Annotated in this window: 25 protein-coding genes and 1 tRNA gene; 7 read left to right on the forward strand and 19 right to left on the reverse strand. The window is 64.0% G+C overall.

Annotated features, from left to right (window positions below):
• Window positions 1–184: 184 nt before the first annotated feature.
• The 3 genes from gshB to NKJ01_RS19555 all read left to right on the forward strand — a co-directional run bounded on the left by gshB (window position 185) and on the right by NKJ01_RS19555 (window position 3,208).
• The gene (gene gshB / locus NKJ01_RS19545; RefSeq protein ID WP_352730226.1) at window positions 185–1,126 is read left to right on the forward strand and encodes a glutathione synthase; all 942 of its coding nucleotides are present in this window, start codon (window positions 185–187) and stop codon (window positions 1,124–1,126) included.
• A 177-nt stretch (window positions 1,127–1,303) separates the two neighbouring features.
• A complete protein-coding gene (locus NKJ01_RS19550) occupies window positions 1,304–2,836 on the forward strand; it encodes a YifB family Mg chelatase-like AAA ATPase (protein WP_352730228.1) in 1,533 nt (510 codons plus the stop codon).
• An 87-nt stretch (window positions 2,837–2,923) separates the two neighbouring features.
• On the forward strand, window positions 2,924–3,208 hold the full coding sequence (locus tag NKJ01_RS19555; RefSeq protein ID WP_352608652.1) for a TfoX/Sxy family DNA transformation protein: 285 nt from the start codon (window positions 2,924–2,926) through the stop codon (window positions 3,206–3,208).
• 4 nt (window positions 3,209–3,212) lie between these two features.
• Here NKJ01_RS19555 and NKJ01_RS19560 read toward each other — a convergent pair whose 3' ends face one another.
• On the reverse strand, window positions 3,213–3,443 hold the full coding sequence (locus NKJ01_RS19560; protein ID WP_352608651.1) for an exopolysaccharide production repressor protein: 231 nt from the start codon (window positions 3,441–3,443) through the stop codon (window positions 3,213–3,215).
• A 358-nt stretch (window positions 3,444–3,801) separates the two neighbouring features.
• Between NKJ01_RS19560 and NKJ01_RS19565 the strand changes: the two genes are divergently transcribed.
• Window positions 3,802–4,341, forward strand: coding sequence for a J domain-containing protein (locus NKJ01_RS19565; protein ID WP_023762635.1), 540 nt, complete (start codon window positions 3,802–3,804; stop codon window positions 4,339–4,341).
• 77 nt (window positions 4,342–4,418) lie between these two features.
• Here NKJ01_RS19565 and NKJ01_RS19570 read toward each other — a convergent pair whose 3' ends face one another.
• The 6 genes from NKJ01_RS19570 to NKJ01_RS19595 all read right to left on the reverse strand — a co-directional run bounded on the left by NKJ01_RS19570 (window position 4,419) and on the right by NKJ01_RS19595 (window position 11,001).
• Window positions 4,419–6,587, reverse strand: a complete 2,169-nt coding sequence (locus NKJ01_RS19570) for a malate synthase G (RefSeq protein WP_352730231.1) — start codon at window positions 6,585–6,587, stop codon at window positions 4,419–4,421.
• Window positions 6,588–6,852: 265 nt separating this feature from the next.
• Window positions 6,853–8,895 carry a hydantoinase/oxoprolinase N-terminal domain-containing protein gene (locus NKJ01_RS19575; RefSeq protein WP_352730233.1) on the reverse strand — a complete coding sequence of 681 codons (2,043 nt, stop codon included), beginning with the start codon at window positions 8,893–8,895 and terminating at the stop codon, window positions 6,853–6,855.
• 224 nt (window positions 8,896–9,119) lie between these two features.
• Window positions 9,120–9,422 carry a cupredoxin domain-containing protein gene (locus NKJ01_RS19580; protein ID WP_023762630.1) on the reverse strand — a complete coding sequence of 101 codons (303 nt, stop codon included), beginning with the start codon at window positions 9,420–9,422 and terminating at the stop codon, window positions 9,120–9,122.
• 57 nt (window positions 9,423–9,479) lie between these two features.
• A complete protein-coding gene (locus NKJ01_RS19585; protein WP_352730235.1) occupies window positions 9,480–10,106 on the reverse strand; it encodes a CDGSH iron-sulfur domain-containing protein in 627 nt (208 codons plus the stop codon).
• A gap of 108 nt (window positions 10,107–10,214) precedes the next feature.
• Complete coding sequence (locus NKJ01_RS19590; protein ID WP_352486111.1) at window positions 10,215–10,586, reverse strand: hypothetical protein; 372 nt, start codon at window positions 10,584–10,586, stop codon at window positions 10,215–10,217.
• 124 nt (window positions 10,587–10,710) lie between these two features.
• A complete protein-coding gene (locus NKJ01_RS19595; protein ID WP_352730237.1) occupies window positions 10,711–11,001 on the reverse strand; it encodes a hypothetical protein in 291 nt (96 codons plus the stop codon).
• Here NKJ01_RS19595 and NKJ01_RS19600 point away from each other — a divergent pair.
• Window positions 10,988–11,446 carry a hypothetical protein gene (locus tag NKJ01_RS19600; protein ID WP_352730239.1) on the forward strand — a complete coding sequence of 153 codons (459 nt, stop codon included), beginning with the start codon at window positions 10,988–10,990 and terminating at the stop codon, window positions 11,444–11,446. The two genes, NKJ01_RS19595 and NKJ01_RS19600, sit on opposite strands and share 14 nt — an antisense overlap.
• Window positions 11,447–11,522: 76 nt before the next feature.
• Window positions 11,523–11,903 (forward strand): YkvA family protein, encoded by a 381-nt coding sequence (locus NKJ01_RS19605; RefSeq protein WP_352730241.1) that lies wholly within the window; start codon window positions 11,523–11,525, stop codon window positions 11,901–11,903.
• Window positions 11,904–11,937: 34 nt separating this feature from the next.
• Here the strand turns inward: NKJ01_RS19605 and NKJ01_RS19610 are convergent, their stop codons facing one another.
• The gene (locus tag NKJ01_RS19610) at window positions 11,938–12,480 is read right to left on the reverse strand and encodes a phosphatase PAP2 family protein (RefSeq protein ID WP_352730243.1); all 543 of its coding nucleotides are present in this window, start codon (window positions 12,478–12,480) and stop codon (window positions 11,938–11,940) included.
• Between the two features lie 38 nt (window positions 12,481–12,518).
• Between NKJ01_RS19610 and NKJ01_RS19615 the strand changes: the two genes are divergently transcribed.
• Window positions 12,519–13,001: a DUF2127 domain-containing protein gene (locus tag NKJ01_RS19615; RefSeq protein ID WP_352730244.1), complete on the forward strand. Its 483-nt coding sequence runs from the start codon at window positions 12,519–12,521 to the stop codon at window positions 12,999–13,001.
• Window positions 13,002–13,048: 47 nt separating this feature from the next.
• Here the strand turns inward: NKJ01_RS19615 and NKJ01_RS19620 are convergent, their stop codons facing one another.
• From NKJ01_RS19620 to NKJ01_RS19670, 11 genes are all read right to left on the reverse strand, one after another.
• Window positions 13,049–13,357, reverse strand: coding sequence for a UBP-type zinc finger domain-containing protein (locus tag NKJ01_RS19620; protein ID WP_352730246.1), 309 nt, complete (start codon window positions 13,355–13,357; stop codon window positions 13,049–13,051).
• A complete protein-coding gene (locus tag NKJ01_RS19625) occupies window positions 13,354–15,033 on the reverse strand; it encodes an FAD-dependent oxidoreductase (RefSeq protein WP_352730248.1) in 1,680 nt (559 codons plus the stop codon). The genes NKJ01_RS19620 and NKJ01_RS19625 overlap by 4 nt, the downstream gene beginning before the upstream one ends.
• A 149-nt stretch (window positions 15,034–15,182) precedes the next feature.
• Window positions 15,183–15,267: transfer RNA gene (locus NKJ01_RS19630), tRNA-Leu, on the reverse strand.
• Between the two features lie 150 nt (window positions 15,268–15,417).
• Entirely contained in the window at window positions 15,418–16,038 is a 621-nt protein-coding gene (locus NKJ01_RS19635; RefSeq protein WP_023762619.1) for a 2,3-bisphosphoglycerate-dependent phosphoglycerate mutase, read from the reverse strand.
• Between the two features lie 48 nt (window positions 16,039–16,086).
• On the reverse strand, window positions 16,087–16,923 hold the full coding sequence (dapB, locus tag NKJ01_RS19640; protein WP_352730250.1) for a 4-hydroxy-tetrahydrodipicolinate reductase: 837 nt from the start codon (window positions 16,921–16,923) through the stop codon (window positions 16,087–16,089).
• Window positions 16,920–18,794 carry an ABC transporter ATP-binding protein gene (locus tag NKJ01_RS19645; protein ID WP_352730252.1) on the reverse strand — a complete coding sequence of 625 codons (1,875 nt, stop codon included), beginning with the start codon at window positions 18,792–18,794 and terminating at the stop codon, window positions 16,920–16,922. The genes dapB and NKJ01_RS19645 overlap by 4 nt, the downstream gene beginning before the upstream one ends.
• A gap of 78 nt (window positions 18,795–18,872) precedes the next feature.
• The gene (locus NKJ01_RS19650; protein ID WP_352730254.1) at window positions 18,873–19,919 is read right to left on the reverse strand and encodes a glucokinase; all 1,047 of its coding nucleotides are present in this window, start codon (window positions 19,917–19,919) and stop codon (window positions 18,873–18,875) included.
• Window positions 19,920–20,108: 189 nt separating this feature from the next.
• A complete protein-coding gene (mepA, locus tag NKJ01_RS19655) occupies window positions 20,109–21,203 on the reverse strand; it encodes a penicillin-insensitive murein endopeptidase (RefSeq protein WP_352730256.1) in 1,095 nt (364 codons plus the stop codon).
• Window positions 21,204–21,266: 63 nt separating this feature from the next.
• On the reverse strand, window positions 21,267–22,166 hold the full coding sequence (locus NKJ01_RS19660; RefSeq protein ID WP_352730258.1) for an NAD-dependent epimerase/dehydratase family protein: 900 nt from the start codon (window positions 22,164–22,166) through the stop codon (window positions 21,267–21,269).
• Window positions 22,163–23,317, reverse strand: coding sequence for a tRNA epoxyqueuosine(34) reductase QueG (queG, locus tag NKJ01_RS19665; protein ID WP_352730260.1), 1,155 nt, complete (start codon window positions 23,315–23,317; stop codon window positions 22,163–22,165). Before queG ends, NKJ01_RS19660 begins: the two co-directional genes overlap by 4 nt.
• The gene (locus tag NKJ01_RS19670) at window positions 23,298–23,990 is read right to left on the reverse strand and encodes a glutathione S-transferase family protein (RefSeq protein ID WP_023762611.1); all 693 of its coding nucleotides are present in this window, start codon (window positions 23,988–23,990) and stop codon (window positions 23,298–23,300) included. The genes queG and NKJ01_RS19670 overlap by 20 nt, the downstream gene beginning before the upstream one ends.
• Between the last annotated feature and the right edge of the window lie 8 nt (window positions 23,991–23,998).

Consider the following 23,998-nt stretch of genomic DNA (forward strand, 5'->3'; position numbering starts at 1 on the left):
CTCCCGTCGTTTGCCGCCACCGGATGACCCGGCGCCTCGCCTTGTCTGCACATGGCCGGCAAGATCAATGCCGGCCTGGCTTTGCGACTTGCTTATGCCAATCCTGGAATGTCGCGATTGGCAGACGGACAGTGAGCCTGTACAGGCAAGACAGTCGTCCCATCCGAGTCCACCGGAGACCGCCATGAAGCTGAAAATCGCAGTCCAGATGGACCACATCTCCACCGTGTCGATCGCCGGCGACACCTCGTTCGCGCTGTCGCTGGAAGCGCAGCGGCGCGGCCACCAGCTGTTCCACTACACGCCCGACCGGCTGTCGCTGCGCGACGGCAAGGTGTTTGCCCGCATCGAGGAAATGCAGGTGCGCGACGAGAAGGGCAGCCACTACTCGCTGGGCGAGAGGGTGCGCACCGATTTGTCGGAGATGGACGTGGTCCTGCTCAGGCAGGATCCGCCCTTCGACATGAACTACATCACCACCACGCATATCCTCGAGCGAATCCATCCGAAGACGTTGGTGGTCAACGACCCGGCCTGGGTGCGCAACAGCCCGGAAAAGATCTTCGTCACCGAATTTCCCGACCTGATGCCGGACACGCTGATCACCAAGGACCCGCTGGAGGTGGCCGCCTTCCGCAAGGAGTTCGGCGACATCATCATCAAGCCGCTCTACGGCAATGGCGGCGCCGGCATCTTCCATCTGCACGAGGCCGACCGCAACCTTGCCTCGCTGCTCGAAATGTTCGGCCAGATGTTCCGCGAGCCCTATATCGTGCAGCGCTACCTGAAGGACGTGCGCAAGGGCGACAAGCGCATCATCCTGGTCGACGGCGAACCGGTCGGTGCCATCAACCGGGTGCCGGCCGAACACGATTCCCGCTCCAACATGCATGTCGGCGGCCGCGCCGAAAAGACCGAGCTGACGGAACGCGAGCGCGAGATCTGCGCCCGCATCGGGCCATCGCTGAAAGAGCGCGGCTTCATCCTCGTCGGCATCGATGTCATCGGCGACTACATGACCGAGATCAACGTGACCTCGCCGACCGGCGTGCGCGAAGTGCAGCGCTTCGGCGGCGCCGACATCGCCAGCCTGTTCTGGGACGCGATCGAGGACAAGCGGAAGTAACCGTCTTCATTTCGTCTTAACTTGGTATTGCAACCGAGCTCTGTCCGGCTGCAACCTACGCGCTCATGCGTTCCTGTAATGTTCTTGATTTGGCCGGGGAATTGTGATTGTCTCACCAAAGGGGCTCCAACGCCCTAATGGCGCGGGCTCGGGCAAGCCCACATTCGGGGTGGGCAAATGGTGGCGCGGGTTCGCACGGTCGCTTTCCAGGGCATCGAGGCCGTGCCGGTCGACGTGCAGGTGATGATCGCGCCTGGCAAGGTCAACATGCATATCGTCGGCCTTGGCGACAAGGCGGTGGCCGAAAGTCGAGAGCGGGTGCAGGCGGCGCTTCATGCCTCGGGCCTGTCGATGCCGTCGAAGAAAGTCACGGTCAATCTGGCGCCCGCCGACCTGCCGAAGGAAGGCAGCCATTACGATCTGCCGATCGCGCTTGGCCTGATGGCGGCATTGGGCGCCATTCCGGGCGACATGCTGGCCGGCTACGTCGTCCTTGGCGAATTGTCGCTTGATGGCACGATTGCCGCGGTCGCCGGTGCCTTGCCGGCGGCCATCGCCGCCAATGCAGAGGGCAAGGGCCTCATCTGCCCGTTTGCCTGCGGGCCGGAAGCGGCCTGGGCGGGCAAGGAAATCGACATTCTGGCGCCGCGCAGCCTGATCGCCATCGCCAATCATTTTCGCGGCACGCAGGTGCTGTCGCGGCCGGAAGCCGGCATCCACGCCGCGGCACGCGACCTGCCCGACCTTGCTGACATCAAGGGCCAGGAGACCGCCAAGCGGGCGCTGGAAGTGGCGGCGGCCGGTGGTCATAACCTTTTGATGATCGGTCCGCCCGGCTCGGGCAAATCGATGCTGGCGCAGCGGCTGCCGTCGATCCTGCCGCCGCTGGCGCCGAAGGAATTGCTTGAGGTCTCGATGATCGCCTCGGTGGCGGGCGAACTCGGTGAAGGCAAATTAACCGACCGGCGGCCATTCCGCGCCCCGCACCATTCGGCTTCGATGGCGGCGATGGTTGGCGGTGGCGTACGTGCACGGCCGGGCGAAGTGTCGCTTGCCCATCACGGTGTGCTGTTTCTCGACGAGTTTCCCGAATTCACGCCGCAGACGCTCGATGCGTTGCGCCAGCCGCTCGAGACCGGCGACTGCATGATCGCGCGCGCCAATCATCGCGTGACTTATCCAGCGCGCATCCAACTGGTCGCGGCGATGAACCCTTGCCGCTGCGGCATGGCCGGCGAGCCGGGCTATCGCTGCCTGCGCGGCGAGCGTTGCCGCACCGACTACCAGGCGCGCATCTCGGGCCCGCTGCTCGACCGCATCGATCTCAGGATCGAGGTGCCGGCAGTGTCGGCCAGCGATCTGATCCGGCCCGACCGGGCGGAGAAAAGCGCCGAGGTGGCGCTGCGCGTGGCGCGCGCCCGCACCATCCAGCGCGAGCGCTTCGAACGGCTCGGCGCCACCCGCGCCACCACCAACGCGCATTGCTCGCCCTCGGTCATCGAGGAGATCGCCATGCCTGACGCCGCCGGCCTTTCTCTGCTCAAGGACGCCAGCGAGAAGCTCGCCTTTTCCGCCCGCGCCTATCACCGGGTGCTGAAGGTGGCGCGCACGCTGGCCGATCTCGACGCCAGCGAAACCGTCGGCCGCATCCACCTGGCGGAGGCAATTTCCTACCGCATGAGTTCGGAGCGCATGGCGCAGGCGGCTTGACGGGCAGGTGAGGCACCGCTTTCCCGGAGAAGGTGGCAAATCCCATAGGGACTATCTTGCGCACTGTGAGCGCGCCGGGGCCCAGCCATGAGCACTCGCATCGAAGACATGAGAAACCTCGGACCAGCTACGGCGCGGATGCTGGCGGAAATCGATGTTCTCTGTGAGGAGGATTTGCGGGGTCTAGGCGCGGTTGAGGCTTATCACCGTCTGAAGTTCCGATTCGGACAGCACATAACGATCAACGCACTCTATGCGATGGAGGCGGCGATCCGCGGTTGTGACTGGCGGGCGCTCGACAGCGGAACCAAGGAGCATCTGCGTCGGCAGGCTCGCTATGCAATCGCGCGGCAAGCCGACCCTGCCGAATGAGCATTCACATCAACGGTGACGTTGGGTCTGCCGGCGTCGCATGGGCGTCGGACACTTCCGGTGCTCGCCTGAATATCAAGTGAACCAGCAGGCCGACGTATCCCACCTGAAGTATGACCATTGCTAGAATGGCCCAACCGAACGCCACCCAGACCGATCCGGCTTCAATGTAGGCCCAGATCGCCACCGTGATCGTGGTGGCGGACATGCCCACCAGGAACTGCGGAAAATACATCGTTTTGCCACCCGCTTGACCAGCCGCTAGTTAAGTTTTCACTAATTTAGCTAAATTGCAAGCTTACAGGACCAAGCTGCGCGCCTCGTCACGATGGCCGATGCCTCGCCGGCTTCCGCGATCACGCCATAACGGGCCCCTTACAAATCGGCCATGTCTGCAGTGCGGCGGACCTGATTGTCCGCTTGGCCGGCGTCCGCATCACCCAACGGCCCCCACCGGACGGGCGTCGGCCATTTTTCTCGCCCCTTCACCGGAAGTATGGCCGCTATCGGCGCCCGACTAAGGTCTGGGCTGTTGCATTGGATGTTCCTTAGCTTAGACAATGCGAATATGATTGGGGTTGGGGGTGTCCGCAATGTTCATCGACTACTACGAAATCCTGGAAGTTAGCCCGAACGCCAATTCGGAAACGCTGGAGCGAATATTTCGCTATTTTGCGATGCGGTATCATCCAGACAATCAACAGACTGGCGATGAAACCCGCTTCAGCGAAATCGTAGAGGCGCACAACACGCTCAAGGATCCGGTAAAGCGCGCTCAATACGACATCGCGTACAGGGATAATGCCAGCCTTCGCCGTGAATTGACCGAGGAAGCAAGCAGCACCAAAGGCATTGAGCGGGATGTCGTGATCCAGGCCAAACTGCTCTCGCTGCTTTACGCGAAGCGCCGGCACGACGTCACCAATCCTGGGATCGGAGATGTAGAACTCGAACGCCTGTCAGGCTGCCCGCGAGAACACCTGGAATTTCATCTCTGGTACCTGAAAGCAAAAGGCTGGATAGCAAGAGTGGAAAATGGAACGATCGCGATTACGGTAGAAGGCGTTGATCGCGCCAACTCCGAACACCGTCGCGATCCCGTCGTTCGGCTCCTGGACCACAGAGCCTCCTGAGGCCTTATCGCTGGCCGGAAACCCAGGTCGAAGATCAACCGCCCGATTCAGGGCAGCGGCCTGCCGCTTGTGCCTGTTCAGCCCTGCTTCGCCTTCAGCTCCAGCCGGCGCGCGTGCAGAACCGGTTCGGTGTAGCCATTGGGCTGGACGCGGCCTTTGAAGACCAGATCGCAGGCGGCCTGGAAGGCGATCGAGGTGTCGAAGTCGGCGGCCATCGGATGGTAGAGCGGGTCGCCTTCGTTCTGGCGATCGACGATCGCAGCCATGCGCTTCATCGTCGCCATCACCTGGTCCTGTGTGCACACACGGTGATGCAGCCAGTTGGCGATGTGCTGTGACGAAATACGCAGCGTGGCACGGTCTTCCATCAGGCCGACATCGTTGATGTCAGGCACTTTCGAACAGCCGACGCCCTGGTCGATCCAGCGCACGACGTAGCCGAGAATGCCTTGCGCGTTGTTGTCGAGCTCCTTCTGGATGTCTTCGGAAGACCAGTTCGGCCGCACCGCGACCGGCACCGACAGGATATCGTCGAGCTTGGCCTTGGGCCGGGTCTTGAGTGCTGCCTGCACGGCATGGACATCGACCTTGTGGTAGTGCGTGGCATGCAGCGTCGCCGCCGTCGGCGACGGCACCCAGGCGGTGTTGGCGCCGGCCTTGGGGTGGGCGATCTTCTCGGCCAGCATAGCAGCCATCAAATCAGGCATCGCCCACATGCCCTTGCCGATCTGTGCATGGCCGGCCAACCCGCATTCGAGGCCGGTGTCGACATTCCAGGCCTCGTAGGCGGAAATCCACGCGGCCTGCTTCATGTCGCCCTTGCGGATCATCGGACCGGCTTCCATCGAGGTGTGGATCTCGTCGCCGGTGCGGTCGAGGAAGCCGGTGTTGATGAATACCACACGCTCTTTCGCGGCACGGATCGCTTCCTTGAGGTTGACGGTCGTGCGCCGCTCCTCGTCCATGATGCCCATCTTGATGGTGTTCTTGGTCATGCCGAGCAGGGCTTCGACACGGTCGAATATCTCGACGGCGAAGGCGACTTCCTCCGGCCCGTGCATCTTGGGCTTCACCACATACATAGAGCCGGCGCGGGAATTGGCGCGGCGGCCATTGGGTCCGACATCGTGCAGCGCGATCAGCGCCGTCAGCGCCGCATCCATGATGCCTTCCGGCACCTCGTTGCCGTCGCGGTCCGTTATCGCCCGATTGGTCATCAGGTGGCCGACATTCCTGACCAGCATCAGCGAGCGGCCGGGCACTGTCAGCGTGCCGCCGGTGGGCGCGGTGTAGGAGCGGTCGGGATTGAGCCTGCGGACAAAACTCTTGCCGCCCTTGGTGATCTCTTCCGCCAGATCGCCCTTCATCAGTCCGAGCCAGTTGCGGTAGACGACAACCTTGTCCTGCGCATCCACCGCCGCGACCGAATCCTCGCAATCCTGGATGGTGGTCAGCGCCGATTCCAGGATGACATCGGCGATCCCCGCCGGATCGGTGCGGCCGATCTGGTTGTTGCGGTCGATCACGATCTCGATGTGCAGGCCGTTCCTGACCAGCAGCACGGCATCTGGATTGGCGGCATCGCCGCGATAGCCGACGAATTGTTTCGGGTTGGCCAGCGTGGTCGAGCCGGCACCGGCGCCGAGCTTCAGCGCGCCATTGGCCACCGACAGGCCATTCACGCCTGCCCACTTGCCCGAGGTGAGCGGGGCAGCCTCGTCGAGAAAGCTCTTTGTCCAGGCGACGACCTTGGCGCCGCGCGCCGGGTTGAATTTGCCGCCCTTCTCGGCGCCGCCCGTCTCTGGGATCGCGTCGGTGCCATAGAGCGCGTCGTAGAGCGAACCCCAGCGCGCATTGGCGGCGTTCAGCGCATAACGCGCATTCATCACCGGCACGACCAGCTGCGGGCCGGCAACGACGGCGATTTCCGGGTCGACATTGTCGGTCGACACGCTGAAGGCCGGACCTTCGGGGAGGAGATAGCCGACCTCCCTGAGGAAGGTTTTGTAGGCCTCCAGGTCGACGGGCGCGCCGTTGTCGCGATACCAGCCGTCGAGCTTTTCCTGCATGGCGTCACGGTTTTCGAGCAGCGCCCGGTTCCTCGGCGCCAGATCGTGGACGATGGCTGAAAGCCCGTTCCAGAACGCCTCCGCTTCGATGCCGGTGCCGGGCAGCGCTTCCCTGGCTACGAACTCATGCAGCTCGCGGGCGATCCGCAATCCGGCGATCTCGATGCGATCGGTCATCAGGCTACTCCAGATGAAAGGCTTTGCGGGCCTTTGGCATGCCAGGTTTGCCGGGTCAATTCAGCTTAGGGTGAAGGTGGCGTTTTTGCAGCCGGCGAAACCGCGAATCTCCCCCCTCGAGGGGGAGATGGCCGCGGAGCGGCCAGAGGGGGTCGGTCCGACCGGGCTCGGCCTCCTGCGGCAGATCGAGGTTGGCGCTTCATGCCCGGCGACCCCCTCTGTCGCCTTCGGCGACATCTCCCCCTCAAGGGGGGAGATGTCGCACTCACACCGCAATCCTTGGCCGCCCGGCGGCAACCGCCACCACATGGGCCTCGATGAACATGCGCTGGGCTTCGACTGTGGAAACGCGGAATTCGGTCGTGACATCAATCTCGGCGCTGTCGGTGCCGGCTTCCTTCGCGCGCGCCGCGACGATGGCGCGGACATCGGCCTCGGCCGCCGCGATCGCTGCCGCCTCGTCGAGGAAATCGCGCACGGTTTCACCCGAGGCAAGGCGAAACAGCCCTTCCCTGGGCTGGCTGACCCGCGCCTCGGCCGACACCCTGACCTGGCCGACGACGGCGCCGAGCGCGTTGGCGACATCGGTATCCTCAGGCACCACGCAGTCATTGCCGATCAAGGGCGGCAGCCCGGCATAGTGCAGCGGCGCCGAGGCGCCGAGGCCGATGACCGGGCGGTCGAGCGCCACGCTCAGCCGGGCAATGCCGGGATGCGCGTCGACCGCGCGCTGCACCAGCGCGTGCGCCACCGTCGAGGCACCATCGAGCCCGTCCTCGGCAAAGGCGGTTTCGAGGATATATTCGGCCGACCAGCGGGTCAGCGTCACCAGCACCCGCTCCGAGATCACTTCGGGCGAAGCGGCGATGAACTGGCCACGGCCGTCGCGCTTGCGCGCGAACAGTTCGGCGCCGAGACGCGCGGCAACCGGATCCCAGTTCGCCTGCTTGCGCAGCACATGGGCGGCATCCGACGGGGTGAAGCCGGCGATATGCACCAGCCCGCGCGACACAAGCCGGTTGAGCGTTGCGTTCTGCGCGTTCGAGGTCAAAAGCCTGTCGATGGCGAGCGGCGTGGCACCGATCATCTCGTAAAGCCTGGCTTCGGCGCCGGTGAGACCGGCGGCGAGCCGGTCCGGCACGCCGGTGCGCACCGCGAAGCGGCCGTCCATCCGGCCGGGATTGGGCGCTCGCAGCTGGCGCTCCAGCTCCGATGTGACTGCGCTGCCATGCGCCATGCCGGCCAGCGCCAGTGGTACCAGGCGGCGCGGCCCGAGCAGGATCCTTGGGTTGAGCGCGCCATCTTCCAGCGTCACTTCGGAATCGCCACCGAGGCCGAAGGTGCGCATCGCGACAGCCTCGACCATGGTGCGGAAGCCGCCGACGGTGGCGCCTTCCGGATCGAGCCGCGGCCGACCGCCATCGAGCACGGCGACATCGGTGGTGGTGCCGCCGATGTCGGACACCATCGCATTGTCGAGCCCGGTCATGTGGCGGGCGCCCACCAGGCTGGCGGCCGGGCCGGACAGGATGGTCTCGATCGGCCGCTGGCGGGCGAACGCCGCCGAAACCAGCGCGCCGTCGCCACGCACCACCATCAGGGGTGCCGCGATGTTGCGCTGCTCGAGGAAGCCTTCGGTCGCCGCCACCAGCCGGTCGATCATCGAGATCAGCCTGGCGTTGAGCAGCGTGGTCAGCGCCCGGCGCGGGCCGCCGAGCTTGGCAGACAGTTCGTGGCTCGATGTGACCGGCAGGCCCGTCTTTTCGCGGATCAGCTCGCGGGCGGCGATCTCATGCGCCGGATTGCGGGTCGCGAAATAGGCACAAACGGCAAAGCCGGACACCGAGACGCCGAGTTCCGGTAGCGCCGCCTCCAGTCCGGACAGATCGAGCTTGGCGGCATTGCCGTGCACGTCGTGGCCGCCCGGACAAAACACCACCGGGTCGGTGCCGAGTGCGGCTTTCAGTCCGTCGCGGGCGAGGTCTCCCTCGGAAAAGCCGATCATCACCAGCGCGACGCGGCCGCCCTGGCCCTCGACCAGCGCATTGGTGGCAAGCGTCGTCGACATCGAAACCAGTTTGATGGCGGCGGGATCAGTGCCGGCCTTCTGCAATACCGCATCGACGGCGCCGGAAATGCCGACGGCGAGATCATGCCTGGTGGTCAGCGCCTTGGCCTTGGCGAGCACCTTGCCCCTATTGGGCTCCTCCTGCTTGCCTTCCGTCTCGGACCATAGCACGGCATCGGTATAGGTTCCGCCGGTGTCGATCCCTAGGAACAGCGGCTTTGGCTTGGTCTTGGCGGTCATCGTTTGGCGGCGGTCCGGCTGGCGAATTTATCTGCCCCTGCCCTTAGCCGATACGGAGTGGGCGATAAAGCCGCGACCGCTGGGCCAACACGCGATGGCCGTGATGAGGATTTGATCTCCCCCTCCGGGAGAGATCGCCAGCTTTGGCCGCAACGCTGCAACCATCTCCCGCCGGCGTCGAAAAGTCTGCGCGCCGTGCCGAAAGAAAGTCCAGCGAGATGCCGCTATTTCGCCGCGACAGTGCCCTTCATCGAGCTATGGATCGCACAATGGAACGGGTGTGCGCCGGCAGCTGATATCTTGACCTTGGCGCTCTTGCCGGTGGCGAGATGGCCGGTGTCGAAGGAGCCGTCAAGTGCGGTGGCGGTGTGCGTCATCGGATCGGCATTGGTGAATGTGATGGTATCGCCGACGGCGACCGAGATTTTCGACGGGTTGAATTTCATGCCTTTGATCTGGACCGCATGATTGGCTGCGTAAGCGGGCATGGCAAAGGCAAGCAGGGCGAGTACGAGCATAGTGCGCATGATGGATTCCTCCTGAGCGCGGACCCTCATCCTACACTAACGCTGCCGAACTGTCTTTCATGCCACGAAGCCGATCTTTTTATGCGTACCGTCGCAAAACGGCTTGTTGGCGGAATGGCCGCAGCGGCAGAGGAAGGTACGTTGCGTACGATCGACCGTGTGGCCGGTGCCGGTGACGATCTCGACATTGCCTTCGAGCTTGAGCGGGCCGTTGGTGGTCGGCGTCACCGTCAGCGGGCCGTTCCTCGCCTCCAGCGCCGGCGTGTCCTTCAGCGGCGGCTCGCCGGTGGCGGCAAAACCTGATTTGGTGTGGCTGCCGTCGCAGAACGGCTTGTTTTCGGAAGCGCCGCAGCGGCACAGCGTGGCCCGGTAAAATGTTTCGCCGTCGAGCACGATCTCGGCATGCACCGCCAGCGGACCGTTTTCCCGCAGCCGTACGGTGTTGACCACCGGCGGCTGCTCCTGTGGCCCGCCATCCTTCCTGATGTAAGTGATGGCGCCCGAGGGGCAGCTTTCGGCGATGGCGACGATCTTCTCGACGCTTGCCGCCTCGGGATGAATCCACTGGCCCGGAGCGTTGGGCACGAAGACATGCGGATCGCCGAGCACGCAGTTTCGCGAATGGATGCAGCGCCTGCCGGAAAACCCGACGTCGATCTTGTCGCCTTCGACCATACCGGCCATTGCCGTGCTCCTTCTGCCTGGCGCGCGTCGCGTCAACCAACGCGGCGCGCTCTGGGTATTCGCGCAGGCTAGGGGTTCGGCAGGATAACCGTCAAGCTGGCAACCCGGTCAGGGGACCAGGTCGATCTCCTCGGTTTCGCCGCCGTTGCAGGTATAGCAGCAATCCTCGCATTTTTCCTTGTTGCCGGGGCCGACACCCCAATAGGTCCCTTCGTCGCCATCGACCCAGGCGCCATAGCAGATCGATTCGCCGGCGTTGCAGGATATCGGCAGCTGCTTGGTCTCGCCGTCATCGAGGTAGAAATCCTTGTCGTTACCCGGCCAGACATAGTCACGGTCCTGGCTATACAGTTCGACGCGCATGGCATTGGGATGGCCGTTCTTGATGGAAAAGGTGACGTCGTCGGCATGTGCCGCCGGCGCGAACGCCATGACCAGAGAAAGCGCGACCAACGTGCGGCGCGCGTAGGTGTAAAGCATGGTAACCCCCTGAAGTAGCGGCCCATCCGGCCGCGCGGCGACCATCGCATGCTGCAGTGAGTCGCTAAAGGGATGATTGCAACAATTCCCGAACTGATTTTGGGGATATCGGCGTGCGTCTCCCCTATGGCACCAGATCGATCGTCTCGGTCGAGTGCTCCACGCAGATGAAGCAGCAGGTGTCGCAGGGCTGGTCATTGTCCGGTCCGACGCCGGCGGAAATGCTGTCGTTGCCATCGACCCAGGCGCCGTAACAGATGTGTTCGCCCTGATTGCACGTGAGCGGCACGGATTTCTGCGAACCGGGGTCGATCAGGAACACCTTGTCGTTGCCCGGCCAAACCGTTTCGCGGTCGCGGCTGAACAGCTCGACCGCAACCGCTTCCTTGCGCAGGTTCTTGATGAAGAAGGCCATGTCGGCGGCCTGCGCCGGGGTGGTGAAGACCAAGACCGCAAGCACAGCCATGCGAAACAGCGTCACGGTCTCGATCTCCCGAATCATCGCGGCAGAATCGCATGCCCGCCTGGAACTGGGAAGACGCGGCGCCGACGATCTCCTGTCCAAGACTGCGAGGATCTCATCGGCATCCTTCGCCTCAATTCCGCCCATTAACAAAGTCGTAAGGAGTTGCTTAACCGTTCACGGCTATGTCACGGCCGGGGGGTCCGACAAAGTGAGTATGATGAGCAACAGCCCCGACAAGCGCAATGAATGGCGCGCCATTTTTTATGTGCAAGCCCGCGTTGCAATCCTGTTTGTCCCGGTCGTTGCCAGCCTGCTGATCATCGCGGCACTCGCCGGCAACGAACGCAAATCCGTTCCCAATGTTGACCGGACCGTCACGGGCTCCGTGCGATAAAACGGCCTGATAGCAGGCAATAGCCGGTGTGATCGGGAGCTATCAGCGCATTGTCGTTTGGCGCTAAGGTCGTCCAATGGCTGCGGCATTGGACCAGTGGGCGCGAACGATCAAGCGCGACGTGCATGCGCTCTACCTTGCCGCGCGTGATCCCCGAACGCCGTGGTATGCCAAGGCACTTGCCGTGTGCGTCGCAGGCTACGCCTTGTCCCCAATCGACCTGATCCCCGATTTCATCCCTGTACTTGGCTACCTCGACGATGTGATCCTGGTCCCCTTGGGTATCCTTGCGGTTGTCAAGATGACACCGCCCGAGGTCATGGCGGAGCATCGGGAGGCTGCCGCCCTCGCTGCTGACAGGCCGGTGAGCCGTATCGCGGCGGTTATCATCGCTTGTATCTGGGTCGCTTCGGTCGCGCTGGCGGGATGGCTGGGATATCGATACTTCGCTGGCTGATCTTGAAGTTGCGTGCAGCTCGCGGAGCGCCCAGCTAAAGAATTTTGGTCACCAGATTGTCCAGACGGGAATTCTCGCGGTAGGCCTGTCGCACCACGATGGCACCCAGGACGCCGGTGAGGCCCCCACCGACAACATCGGTCAGGTAGTGCGTCCCGATGTAGATTCTCGACCAGCAGATCAGGAATGCCATGATGAAAAGCGCGATCGTCCGGCGCGGGAGGCCTTGCATCGCAAAGGCCGCAACAATTGCAATGCTGGCTGTCGCGTGATCGGATGGGAATGACCAGTCGGCACTGGGCGCAATCAACAGATGCGTCACGCTGGCGTCGTAGGGCCGTATCCGATGCACGAACAGAAGAATGAACTGATTGATCGCCAGGCCGAGCAAGAACGCAAGACCGGCCGACACGGCGCCGTGACGAACATGGTAGCGGTCGACCTTCGCCCACCATTGCATGACCACGGCCAGCACCATAAGGGGAACGCCGATTTGTGAGACGCCGATCATTGTCTTATCAAGAAAAGGGCTGATACCGGCCCCGGTGTTTATCCAGTGCGTTAATGCTGCATCCATTTGGCATCGGTTTCCGCAGTTGATCGGGAGGTGGATTTTTGAAGCCCGTCGATGAACACCGCATCCATCAGATTTTCGAAGTCGGCGTCTGGCTCAAGGGCGCGCATGCCCTGATCGAATGCATCGGCGGGATCCTGCTTTATGTCGTCACCACCAATGCCATTGCCTCCTGGGTCAATGCAGTCACCGCAGAGGAATTGATCGAAGATCCGAACGATTTCATAGCTGGCTATCTGTCGCAGATGGCCAGCCATTTTTCGTTGGCCAGCAAGGAGTTTTACGCCTTCTACCTGCTCAGCCACGGCCTGATAAAGCTGGCCCTGGTTGTCGGGCTCTTGAGGGGCAAGCTCTGGGCGTATCCGGCGTCGCTCGTGGCATTGGGTTTGTTCATGGCCTATCAGATCTACCGCTACTCATACACCCTTTCGTTCGGCCTGCTGGCCCTGACCGTCTTCGATGCGGTCGTCATGATGCTGATATGGCACGAGTGGAAGATCGTGCGACAGCACAGGCCAGCATGACAGTTGAACTACCGGCCTCGTCCCTGTTCCCTGAACGCCGCGCGGCCTCAATAAAAGCGAGGGATCGGGCCGTTCTGCGGGGTCACGTCCTCGCCGAGGTCGATAAACACCTCGTCGACATAGCACCATGCCCAGCCTTCCGGCGGATCGTAGCCCTCGATGATCGGATGCCTGGTGGCGTGAAAATGCTTGGTGGCGTGGCGGTTGGGTGAGTCGTCGCAGCAGCCGACATGGCCACAGGTGCGGCAGAGCCGCAGATGCACCCATTGCGAACCGTTCTTCAGGCATTCCTCGCAGCCGAGCGCGCTCGGCGTCACCTTCCTGATGTCGCGCGTATGCCTGCATTCATCCATCATGGTCTCCCGGGCGTTAGAGGTGCGTTGGCGTTGCCGAGCGCGAGATATGCATGCAAGGCCGCGACCACCTGGGCACCTTCGCCGACAGCCGCAGCGACCCGTTTGACCGAGCCTGAGCGGACGTCGCCGATGGCGAATACGCCGCTGCGGCTCGTCTCCATCTGCGCCGATCCCAGGTCCGATCCGGTGCGCACGAAACCCTTGGCGTCCAGCGCCACGTCGCAGTTCGCCAGCCAGTCGGTGTTCGGGTCGGCTCCGATGAACAGGAAGAGATGGCGGTTCGGGCGCGTCGTTTCCTCGCCGCTTACGCGATTGCGCCAGCGCACGGCGGCAAGATTGCCCCCGTCGCCTTCCAGGGCTTCGACCTCGGTTCCGGTCAGCACCTCGATGTTCGGCTGCGCCTTGATGCGCTCGACGAGATAGCGCGACATGCTGGCTTCGAGGCTGCCGCCGCGTGCCAGCAACGCCACCTTGCGCGCGTGGCTGGCCAGGTAGACCGCCGCCTGTCCGGCAGAGTTGCCGGCGCCGACAAGTGCTACTTCCTGCCCGGCGCAAAGCCGGCCTTCGATGGGCGACGCCCAATAATGCACGCACGTTCCCTCGAACTGCGCCAGGTTCGGGATATCGAGGCGGCGATAGCGCGCGCCACTGGCGATCACCACGCTGCGGGTGCGAACGGTCTCGCCGTCGCCGACATCGAGCGTGTAGCGGGCATTGCCGGTGGCGGCACTCAATAGCTTCACCTCGTCCGGAATCACCATTTCGACGCCGAATTTCTGCGCCTGGTTGTAGGCGCGCGCCATCAGCGCCATGCCCGAAATGCCCGTGGGGAAACCGAGATAGTTCTCGATGCGCGAGGAGGCACCGGCCTGTCCACCGAAGGCACGGCAATCGAGCACGATGGTCGATAGCCCTTCTGAAGCCGCATAGACCGCAGCCGCCAGCCCCGCCGGTCCGGCGCCGACGATGGCGACGTCGTATAATTGGTCGGCATCGATCGGCCGCAGCAGGCCGATGCAGCGGGCGAGATCCTTCTCGCCGGGATTGAGCAGCAGCCTGCCGTTCGGACACAGCACGATCGGCAGATGATGAGGGTCGACATCGAAGCGTTCGACCAGTGTTTTGGCGCAAGGATCGCTCTCGGAATCAAGCACGCGGTGCGGCTGGCCGCTGCGAGCGAGGAAACCTTGCAGCCGCAACACGTCGCTGTTGTCCTGGGGTCCGATGATGATCGGCCCGCTGGTGGAACTTTCCAAAAGCCCGACGCGGCGCAGGATCAGCGCCCGCATGATGCGCTCGCCAAGATTGGCCTCCTGCACCATCAGGTCGCGCAGCCGCTGCGAGGGGATGACGAACGCCTCCACCGGATCGGCGGCCTGCGCATTCACCAGCGAGGGACGCGCCGAAAGCTGTGCCAGTTCGCCGACGAAACTGCCCGGTCCATGCGTGACGATCGTCTCGCGCCGGCCAAGCCCGCCACCCTGGATGATGTCCACTTTGCCCGACAGCACGACGATCAAGCCGGGCGCCACATCGCCTGCGGTGATGATGTTCTCGCCGGCGGCATAGAAGCTGGCCTCGCCGAACCGGCGCATGCGATCGATGTCCGCCTCGGCCAGCGTCGGGAATGCCTGATCGCGACGGGCGCCGAAGATCGGGTTAGTGGATTGAGACATGGCTTTGAGCGTAGCGAAGCGGTCGCGCGGTTTGAAGTGGTTTGTTCGGCGGCTGGCCGGAAGGGGAGGTTGGCGGCAAAGAAAAAGTCCGGGCGAACCGGGCTTTTTCTCTAAGTTTCTGAACCGTCGAATGGTTCGAAACGGGAATTTGGTGCCCAGAAGAGGACTCGAACCTCCACTCCTTGCGGAACACGGACCTGAACCGTGCGCGTCTACCAATTCCGCCATCTGGGCTGGTGCGGGGTGATGTAAGCGGGCAAGCGATGTGTGTCAACGCGCTTTTTCAAAGCATGATCCCGAAAAGTGGGAACCAGTTTTCTCGGGCAAACGGTTTTGGTTTGTCCAGAGATGATGCTCGATCAAGAACCGCCGGCTGAAGGACTGTCAGCCCTCCAGCACTTCCTTGGAAGCCACGGTCGAATCGGCGTTGAGCTGGTAGATGACCGGCACGCCAGTGCCGAGTTCCAGCTTGACGATCTCCTCGCCCGACTTGCCGTCCAGCGCCATGATCAGCGCGCGCAGCGAGTTGCCGTGCGCGGCGACCAGCACCGTGCCGCCGCGCAGTACATGCGGCTGCAGATCGTGCAGATAATAGGGCCAGACCCGGGCGCCGGTGTCCTTCAGGCTTTCGCCGGCGGGCGGCGCCACGTCATAGGAACGGCGCCAGACATGCACCTGCTCCTCGCCCCATTTCTTGCGGGCGTCGTCCTTGTTGAGGCCGGAGAGATCGCCATAGTCGCGCTCGTTCAGTGCCTGGTCGCGGATGGTTTTCAGATCGCTCTGGCCGACCGCGTCGAGAACGTGCTGGCAGGTCTTCTGTGCCCTGATCAGCGCCGAGGTGAAAGCGATGTCGAATTTCAGCCCGCGCGCCTTGAGTTTCTGGCCGGCGGCCTTGGCCTCGGCGTGGCCCTGCTCGGTCAGGTCGACATCGCGCCAGCCGGTGAACAGGTTTTTCAGGTTCCATTCGCTCTGGCCGTGGCGCACGAGCACGAGGGTTCTCGACATGTTTGCTCCCTTCGGGTTGGCAGATTGGCAAGTTGGCGGATTGGTGGCTCAGCCGAGGCCGAGCACGTCCCGCATCGAATACAATCCCGGCTTCTTGCCGCGTGCCCACAGGGCCGCCCTGACGGCGCCGCGGGCGAAGATGGCGCGGTCCTCGGCATGGTGTGCCAAGGTGATGCGCTCGCCGGTGCCGGCCAGCATCACACTGTGATCGCCGACCACCGAGCCGCCGCGCAGCGTGGCAAAGCCGATCGAGCCCGCCTTGCGCACGCCGGTATGGCCGTCGCGGACGCGCACATCATTGCCGGCCAACGCGATGCCACGCCCGGCGGCAGCGGCTTCGCCGAGCAGCAGTGCGGTGCCCGACGGTGCATCGACCTTGTGCTTGTGGTGCATTTCGAGGATCTCGATGTCGAAATCGTCGGCGTCGAGCGCGCGCGCCGCCTGTTCGACCAGCACCGCCAGAAGATTGACGCCGAGGCTCATATTGCCCGACTTGACGATCGTCGCATGACGCGCCGCAGCGGCGATCCTGGCGTTGTCGTCGGCCGAGCAACCGGTGGTGCCGATGACATGGGCGATGCGCGCTTGCGCCGCGTAGCCGGCGAACTCGACTGATGAGGCCGGCGTGGTGAAATCCAGCACGCCGTCGGCCCTGGCGAAGACGGGTAGCGGATCATCACCGATCGCCACATCGATGCGGCCGACGCCGGCGAGTTCACCCGCATCCTTGCCCAGATGGGGCGAGCCCGCGCGCTCGATGGCGCCGATGACCCGCGCGCCGGGGATGGTGTGGATGGCACGGATCAGGGTCTGGCCCATGCGGCCGGCAGCGCCGACCACCACCAGGCCCATATCGATCCTGTCGGTTGCGGGCGTCTCGCTCATGTCGTGCTCCCGGCGATGCTCTTCTGCGTCTCGATGTTGCGAATTGGGCCTTGGGCCGAAGTCTGGATCGGTGCGCTGTCATCGACAAGCCCCAGGCCCTTGACGCCCTGGATACGGTGGAAACGCGCATAGACGCTGTGCGGATCGGCCATCAGCGAGGCATGGGTGCCCTCTTCGACCAGCCGGCCCTGTTCCATGACGATGATGTGATCGGCGTTGACCACCGTCGACAGCCGGTGCGCGATGACGATGGTGGTGCGCCCTTCCATCACCTGGGTGAGCGCCTGCTGAACGCGGGCTTCGGCCTCGTTGTCGAGCGCCGATGTCGCCTCGTCGAGCAAAAGGATCGGCGCCTGCCGCACGATGGCCCGCGCAATCGACACGCGCTGGCGCTGGCCGCCCGACAGCGTCACGCCGTTTTCGCCGACCGGCGTGTCATAGCCCTGCGGCTGCTGGCGGATGAAGTCGTCGGCCGCGGCCTGCCTTGCCGCCTGTTCGATCTCGGCGTCGGTGGCGCCCAGCCGGCCATAGCGGATGTTGTCGCGGATGGTGCCTTCGAACAGATAGGGCTGCTGCGAGACATAGGCGATGGAGCCGCGCAGCGACTGTTTGGTGACCTTGGAGATGTCCTGGCCGTCGATCTCGATCGTGCCCGCATCGACGTCGTAGAAGCGCTGCAGCAGCGCCACCAGGGTCGTTTTGCCGGCGCCCGAAGCGCCGACGATCGCCGTGACCTTGCCGGCGGCGGCGACAAAGCTCAAATCGTGCAGGACCGGCGCCTCCTCGACATAGCGGAAGGAGACGTTGTCGAAGCGAACTTCGCCGGAGGTGAATTTCGCCTCGGCGGCACCTTGCGCGTCACTTTGCTGCGGCTCGATGTCGAGAAGCTCATAGATCATGCGGGCATTGACCAGCGCGCGTTCCATGCCGACCTGCATGCGCGCCAGCCGGCGGGCCGGATCATAGGCGAGCGTCAGCGCCGTGATGAAGGAAAACACCGCACCCGGCGGCTGGCCGAGCACGGTGGCCCGGTACCCGGAATAGGCGATGACGCTGGCGAAGGCGATGCCGGCCAGCAGTTCGGAAACCGGCGTCAGCCGCTCGGAGACGCGGGCGATCTTGTTCGAACGCTGTTCCGCATCCTCGGCGAGCTTGCTGATGCGGCGCGACAGCTCGTCCTCCATGGTGAAGGCCTTGACGATGGCGATGCCTTGCGTGGCCTCCTGCATGGCGCCGATCAGTCGCGAGTTGATCTGCACCGATTCGCGCGTGATACGGCGCACCCGGCGCATCAGGTAGGTGACTGTCCAGATCAGCGGCGGCCCGATCAGCAGCGAGCTCAGCGAAAGTATCGGATCCTGATAGATCATGACGCCGACCAGGCCGATCAGCGAGACGGCGTCTCGCGCCGTCGAGGTCACCGTCATCGACAAAAGGTCGCGAATGCCGTTGACGTTTTCGTTGACCTGCGCGGCCAGCCGCCCGGACCTGGTGTCGTTGAAGAACGAGACGCCAAGCTTCATCAGATGGTTGAAGATGCGCTGCTGGTAGCGCGCCACCAGATTGTTGCCGATCCTGGCCATCGTCACCGCCTGGCCGTAGCCGGCAAGGCCGCGCAGGATGAAAGCGCCGAGCAGTGCCGCGCAGATCCATGGGATCAGGTCGCCGCGCCGTTCATAGAAGATCTGGTTGACGACCGGGCTCATGATCCAGGCGGCAAGCGCCGTCGTCGCCGACACGGTCAGCAGGCAAAGGATCGTGAAAATATACGCGCCGCGATATTCGCGGCCGTTTTCCTGGAGAATGCGGCGGATGACCGCCACGATCTCGCCAGCACGGGGTTTCGACAAATTGGGAGGCTGAAATGTCAAATCGGAGCGCTTCGTAGGTTTCCGCTTCCCGCGGCCGGGCAATTCGGCACCCCTCTTAACGCCAAGCAGCCGGCTTGCCTATGCCTTGGGGTGACTAACTTCGTCGCGCCATCGTCGGCCTGCCGTCTGGACGCCGAACAGCGAGGGGTTCCGGGCGTAGGCGGCAAGGCCCAGGAGTGCGGCCAGCGGGTGGGTGATGACATAGACCGGCATGGTGCGCATCAGCGCGCTGTGCGGCGCCTTGTCCTCGAAGGCAGCGCGGAAATTGCCGGCTTTCAGCGCCGGCACGATCTTTTGCGCGATGCCGCCGGTGAGGAACACGCCGCCACGGCTCATGAACACCAGAGCGAGATCGCCGGCGGTGCGCCCGAGGCAGGTGACGAAGGTCTCCAGCGCTTCCTCCGCAACCGGATCGGTCTTTGCAAGTGCGGCGGCGGTGACTTCGGCCGGCGTGGTGAACGGCGCCGGTTTGCCGTCCGCCTTGGCCACCGCACGGTAGACGTTGACCAGGCCGCGTCCGCACAGGATCTGCTCGCCCGAAATGCGGCCTTCGAGCTTCTCGATATGCGGGAAAACTTCGAAATCGCGCGGCGTGCGCGGGCCGATGTCCATATGGCCGCCCTCGCCGGGCACCGGTATCCAACGATGAAGCGCATGGACCAGCCCGGCGACGCCGAGACCGGTTCCCGGACCGAGCACGACGCGACCGGCATTGGGCTCCGGCGTACCGCCGCCGATCTTTTCCATATGCTCCTCGCCGAGCGCGACGACGGCGAGCGCCTGCGCTTCGAAATCGTTGAGCACGACGATGTCGCTCAGCCCGAGGCTGGCAAACATTTTTCTCGGCTTGACGATCCACGGGCAGTTGGTGAGCTCGATCTCGTCGCCGTCGACCGGGCCGGCCACCGCCAGCACCGCGGAATTGGGGCGCACCGATGAGAGATCGAGCACGACCGCCTGGATTGCTTCGTCGATGGTGTTGTAGTTGGCGGTCTGGACGATGGCGGGCTCGCCGGCCTCGGAATTGGCATCGAGCACGATCGAAAAGCGCGCATTGGTGCCGCCAATGTCGCCGATCAGGATCGGAAACCGCAACAAAGTATCGTCGTCGCCTGTGCCTGGCATGCTCTCGTCCGTCCCCGGCGCCCCTGACGGCATCTAGCCGCTCTCCCGTTGACTAGCGCATGAGTTTGAAAAGGGAAACGGTTTTCGAACCCACGGGCGCGCGCTGCGGCCGGTTCTGCGGCCAAACGGCCACTGTTTCGCAAAAATCACACCCCAGCCGATTGAGCCTACCGACAAGCGCGGCGACCCTCAGTTTCCAGGCGGCCGTGGCCGCGGCAGCGGGATGCCGATCTCGGGCGTCGCCGTGAAGGCGCTCACCGCGCTCGGCAATCCAGCCGTGCCGCTGGCCGTCGTGGCCGGCAGCGACGGCGCTTCCAGTTCGGGCGCGGCCACCGCGACCGGCACGCTGCCGCCATGATAGGTCGCGGCCTCGGCTGAAGCCGGCCCCGGTGCGTCGAGCACGGCACGGCATTCCTGGGGCAGGTTCGCCATCGTCATCAGGTCGCGGGCCTTCGGCGCGTCAGGGTTCTTGTTGGGCCGCCACGGCTCCTGCGTGAACCACCAGGCCAGCGGCTTGCCGCAGCCGTCATCGTCCGGCGTTGCTTCCTGCGCCTTGCAGCCGGGCGAGCCCGGCTGGCAGCCGATGCGCATGTGGAAGTGATAGTCGTGGCCCCAGAACGGCCTGATCTTGCGCAGCCATGAACGATCACCCTTGACGGTGTCGCAGAGTTTTTTCTTGATGCCCGGATTGACCAGGATGCGTTCGACTTGCGCGTAGCTCGCCGCCCGCTTCAAGAGCCTTGTGTGCGCCGGCGTCCACAGCGCGTCCCTTACCAGATGGGTCTTCTCGTCGATCATCAAGGTGGCGCTCATCGATTCGCGCTGCGCCATCGACAGCGGATGGCTGGGCATCGGTGTCAGCCATATGTCTGCGTCGAGCCCGATCTGGTGCGAGGCGTGGCCGGTCATCATCGGGCCGCCGCGCGGCTGCGAAATGTCGCCGATCAACAAGCCGGGCCAGCCATCGACTGCTGCGTCGCGCGACAATTTCTCGATGACCGCGATCATCGCCGGATGACCCCAGCGGCGGTTGCGCGAAGGCCGCATCACCTCCCAGGTCGGACCATCCATCGGAATGGCGACACCGCCGGCAAAACAGCCCTTGGAATAGAAGCCAATGGATTGCGCAGCTGCTGCCGTCGGCAGCTTCTTGGCGCCAAACAGGTCCTTTGCCCGCTCCTCAGCCGCGGCTGGTTGTACGGCAAGCCCTGCGATGGCAGCAAGGCCAAACGCAGCGGCCAGGATTGTCCTTCTGCCCGGCGACGATGGTCCCGATGCCTTCATGACCCCACTCCTTCATCGCTTGAACCGCCGAATCGTAGCATGCCCAACTTACGGCTTCGACCGTTAGCGCTTCATCGGACTGCGCGCTTCGCCGTCGCGCCAGTCGCCGCTTGCCCACATATGGTCGAGGGCGGTGCGGTAGTCCGGAAATCGAAAACGATAGCCCGCCGCCTTGATCGCTGCGTTGGCGACACGCTTGTTCTCGCCATAGAAGGACCGCGCCATCGGCGAAAGTTGGGCGGCGTCGAAGGGAATTTCGGGCGGCGGCGTGACACCCATCAGCGAAGCGGCATAGGCGACGACATCCTGCGGCGGTGCCGGCAGATCGTCGGTGACATTGAAGATGCCACCAGTATTGCTGTCGATGAGCCGCCAAAGCGCACCGGCAATATCGTCGCAATGAATGCGATTGAACACCTGGTCCGGCTTGACCAGCCGCCTTGCGGTGCCGTTTTCCAGATTGACCAGCGCATTGCGGCCCGGCCCGTAAATGCCGGACAGGCGCAGGATTGCAACAGGCCGGCCGATGTCCGAGCCCAGTTGCAGCCAATCCTGCTCGGCCCCCACCCGCATCACCGAGCGCTTCGACACCGGCCGGCATTCGGCCGTTTCATCGACCCACGCGCCGTCGTAATTACCGTAGACGCCGACGGTCGAGAGATAGCCGATCCATTCGAGCGCCGGCATTTGAGCGATTGCCTCCCGGGCAGCGTTCAAGACGGGATCGCCGGCCTCTTCCGGGGCGATCGAGATTACCAGATGCGTTGTTTTTTCCAGCGCATCCCCGATTTCGTCAGTCAGCGCACCATCGAACAGCAGCGGTGCGATGCCGGCCTGGCGCTGCGCCTCGAATTTGTCCGGGGAGCGGGTCGTGCCGAATATGTTGGCGGGCCCCTTGTTGGCACGGGCAAAGGCCTTGCCGGAATAGCCGGCGCCGAAGATGAAGACCTGTTTCTCGCTCATGCATGCGTCCTGGTTGGCCGCGCCAGACGCCATTCGTCGCGCACGGCTGTATCGGTCTCGGTTTTCAGGCCGATAGCTGCCCGTTCTGAATATTCGGCATCAGGCACCAGCCGCGCCAGCGCCCATATTGCCGCGCCCCGCACCAGCGGCGAGGCATCGTCCAGCAAGGCACGCACGCTGACGGCAAGCGCGGTGTCGCCGGAATTGCCGGCGGCGATCAATGTGTTGCGGACAAAACGATCGCGGCCGATGCGTTTTATCGGCGAACCGGAGAAGAAAGCGCGGAAGGCCGCCTCGTCCAGTTGCAACAGCCGGCCAAGCGGCGGCTCGCGCAATTCATCGCGCGCGGCGAGCTTGGCCTCCGAAGCAGCCCGGGCGAACTTGTTCCACGGGCAAACGGCCAAACAATCGTCGCAACCATAGATGCGGTTGCCGATCTTTTCACGGAATTCATGCGGGATCGGCCCCTTGTTCTCGATGGTGAGGTACGAAATACAGCGCCGCGCATCGAGCCGGTAGGGCGCCGGAAATGCATCCGTCGGACAGGCGTCGAGGCAGGCACGGCAGGAGCCGCAATGGTCGATCTCCGCCTTGTCGGGCACCAGTTCGGCGGTGGTGAAGATCGTGCCGAGGAACAGCCAGGAGCCATGCTCGCGGCTGACCAGATTGGTGTGCTTGCCTTGCCAGCCGAGACCTGCGGCTTCCGCCAGCGGTTTTTCCATCACCGGTGCGGTGTCGACGAACACCTTCACGTCGCCGCCGGCACGGGCAACGATCTTGCCGGCGATCTCCTTCAGCCGGCCCTTCATCACCTCGTGATAGTCGCGGTTCTGCGCATAGACCGAGATCGCGCCGCGGTCGCGCTTGGCCAGCACGCCGCGCGGATCATGGTCGGGACCGTAATTCATCGCCAGCACGATGATCGAGCGGACCTGCGGCCATAGCACCGTCGGGTCGCCGCGGCGTTGCAGTGTCTCGGCGATCCAGTCCATCGAGCCGTGAAAGCCGTCGGCGACAAATTCGGCCAGCCGCGCCGGCGCAACCGGGATCGCATCGGGAGAGGTGACGGCGACGGCATCGAAGCCGGCGCGACGCGCCTCCGCGTCGATCAGCGTGCGCAGTTTTGCGGCGTCAGAAGTCGAGGTCCGCATAATGCGACACCGGCGACAGGCCGCGTACGCGGTCGGTCAAAAGCGGCCGGAAGGAGGGCCGTGACTTGACCCGCGTGTACCATTCGCGCGCTGCAGGATGCTCGCGCCAATCGATCTCGCCGAGATAATCGAGCACCGACAGCGTCGCGGCAGCGGCCAGATCGGCATAGGTAACCCTGGAGCCCGCCAGCCAATGGCGAGTGCCGGCCAGCCAGTTGGTGTATTTCATGTGCTGGCGGATGTTGGCGCGCGCCGCACGGATCGCGCCTGAATCGGGCGAGCCGCCGCCCGCAACCTCCGGCATCACCGGCTTCAGCACCCGTTCGCGCACCAGATGGCGGGTGATTTCGCTTTCGGCCTTGCTGAGATACCAATCGATCAGCCGGCGGATTTCGGCGCGCTGCATCGGATCTTCGGCAAACAGCCGCTTGTCGCGCTTCAAGACACCGCGCGTTTCATCGAGATATTCCGATATGACGGTTGCACCGACGATCGGCACGTCGCCTTCGGCCAGCAGGATCGGCAGTGTGCCGGCCGGGTTCAGCGCCAGGAACTCCTTGCGTCGGGTCCACGGCTTTTCCTCAATCAGGGCCAACTCCTCGCCATACTCGCCGAAAGCGAGGCGGACGAAGCGACAGGTGGCGAACATGGGATGGTGGAAAAGCGTCAGCATGGTTCCGC

The sequence above is a fragment of the Mesorhizobium sp. M0276 genome (assembly GCF_040321755.1).
Taxonomy (GTDB): Bacteria; Pseudomonadota; Alphaproteobacteria; order Rhizobiales; family Rhizobiaceae; genus Mesorhizobium.

What these genes read in the sequence shown, in the direction of transcription:
- gshB (WP_352730226.1), top strand. Translation starts at nt 185, where the DNA reads ATGAAGCTGAAAATCGCAGTCCAGATGGACCACATCTCCACCGTGTCG.
- NKJ01_RS19550 (WP_352730228.1), top strand. Translation starts at nt 1,304, where the DNA reads ATGGTGGCGCGGGTTCGCACGGTCGCTTTCCAGGGCATCGAGGCCGTG.
- NKJ01_RS19555 (WP_352608652.1), top strand. Translation starts at nt 2,924, where the DNA reads ATGAGCACTCGCATCGAAGACATGAGAAACCTCGGACCAGCTACGGCG.
- NKJ01_RS19560 (WP_352608651.1), bottom strand. Translation starts at nt 3,443, where the DNA reads ATGTATTTTCCGCAGTTCCTGGTGGGCATGTCCGCCACCACGATCACG.
- NKJ01_RS19565 (WP_023762635.1), top strand. Translation starts at nt 3,802, where the DNA reads ATGTTCATCGACTACTACGAAATCCTGGAAGTTAGCCCGAACGCCAAT.
- NKJ01_RS19570 (WP_352730231.1), bottom strand. Translation starts at nt 6,587, where the DNA reads ATGACCGATCGCATCGAGATCGCCGGATTGCGGATCGCCCGCGAGCTG.
- NKJ01_RS19575 (WP_352730233.1), bottom strand. Translation starts at nt 8,895, where the DNA reads ATGACCGCCAAGACCAAGCCAAAGCCGCTGTTCCTAGGGATCGACACC.
- NKJ01_RS19580 (WP_023762630.1), bottom strand. Translation starts at nt 9,422, where the DNA reads ATGCGCACTATGCTCGTACTCGCCCTGCTTGCCTTTGCCATGCCCGCT.
- NKJ01_RS19585 (WP_352730235.1), bottom strand. Translation starts at nt 10,106, where the DNA reads ATGGCCGGTATGGTCGAAGGCGACAAGATCGACGTCGGGTTTTCCGGC.
- NKJ01_RS19590 (WP_352486111.1), bottom strand. Translation starts at nt 10,586, where the DNA reads ATGCTTTACACCTACGCGCGCCGCACGTTGGTCGCGCTTTCTCTGGTC.
- NKJ01_RS19600 (WP_352730239.1), top strand. Translation starts at nt 10,988, where the DNA reads ATGAAGAAGGCCATGTCGGCGGCCTGCGCCGGGGTGGTGAAGACCAAG.
- NKJ01_RS19595 (WP_352730237.1), bottom strand. Translation starts at nt 11,001, where the DNA reads ATGGCCTTCTTCATCAAGAACCTGCGCAAGGAAGCGGTTGCGGTCGAG.
- NKJ01_RS19605 (WP_352730241.1), top strand. Translation starts at nt 11,523, where the DNA reads ATGGCTGCGGCATTGGACCAGTGGGCGCGAACGATCAAGCGCGACGTG.
- NKJ01_RS19610 (WP_352730243.1), bottom strand. Translation starts at nt 12,480, where the DNA reads ATGGATGCAGCATTAACGCACTGGATAAACACCGGGGCCGGTATCAGC.
- NKJ01_RS19620 (WP_352730246.1), bottom strand. Translation starts at nt 13,357, where the DNA reads ATGATGGATGAATGCAGGCATACGCGCGACATCAGGAAGGTGACGCCG.
- NKJ01_RS19625 (WP_352730248.1), bottom strand. Translation starts at nt 15,033, where the DNA reads ATGTCTCAATCCACTAACCCGATCTTCGGCGCCCGTCGCGATCAGGCA.
- NKJ01_RS19635 (WP_023762619.1), bottom strand. Translation starts at nt 16,038, where the DNA reads ATGTCGAGAACCCTCGTGCTCGTGCGCCACGGCCAGAGCGAATGGAAC.
- dapB (WP_352730250.1), bottom strand. Translation starts at nt 16,923, where the DNA reads ATGAGCGAGACGCCCGCAACCGACAGGATCGATATGGGCCTGGTGGTG.
- NKJ01_RS19650 (WP_352730254.1), bottom strand. Translation starts at nt 19,919, where the DNA reads ATGCCAGGCACAGGCGACGACGATACTTTGTTGCGGTTTCCGATCCTG.
- mepA (WP_352730256.1), bottom strand. Translation starts at nt 21,203, where the DNA reads ATGAAGGCATCGGGACCATCGTCGCCGGGCAGAAGGACAATCCTGGCC.
- NKJ01_RS19660 (WP_352730258.1), bottom strand. Translation starts at nt 22,166, where the DNA reads ATGAGCGAGAAACAGGTCTTCATCTTCGGCGCCGGCTATTCCGGCAAG.
- queG (WP_352730260.1), bottom strand. Translation starts at nt 23,317, where the DNA reads ATGCGGACCTCGACTTCTGACGCCGCAAAACTGCGCACGCTGATCGAC.
- NKJ01_RS19670 (WP_023762611.1), bottom strand. Translation starts at nt 23,990, where the DNA reads ATGCTGACGCTTTTCCACCATCCCATGTTCGCCACCTGTCGCTTCGTC.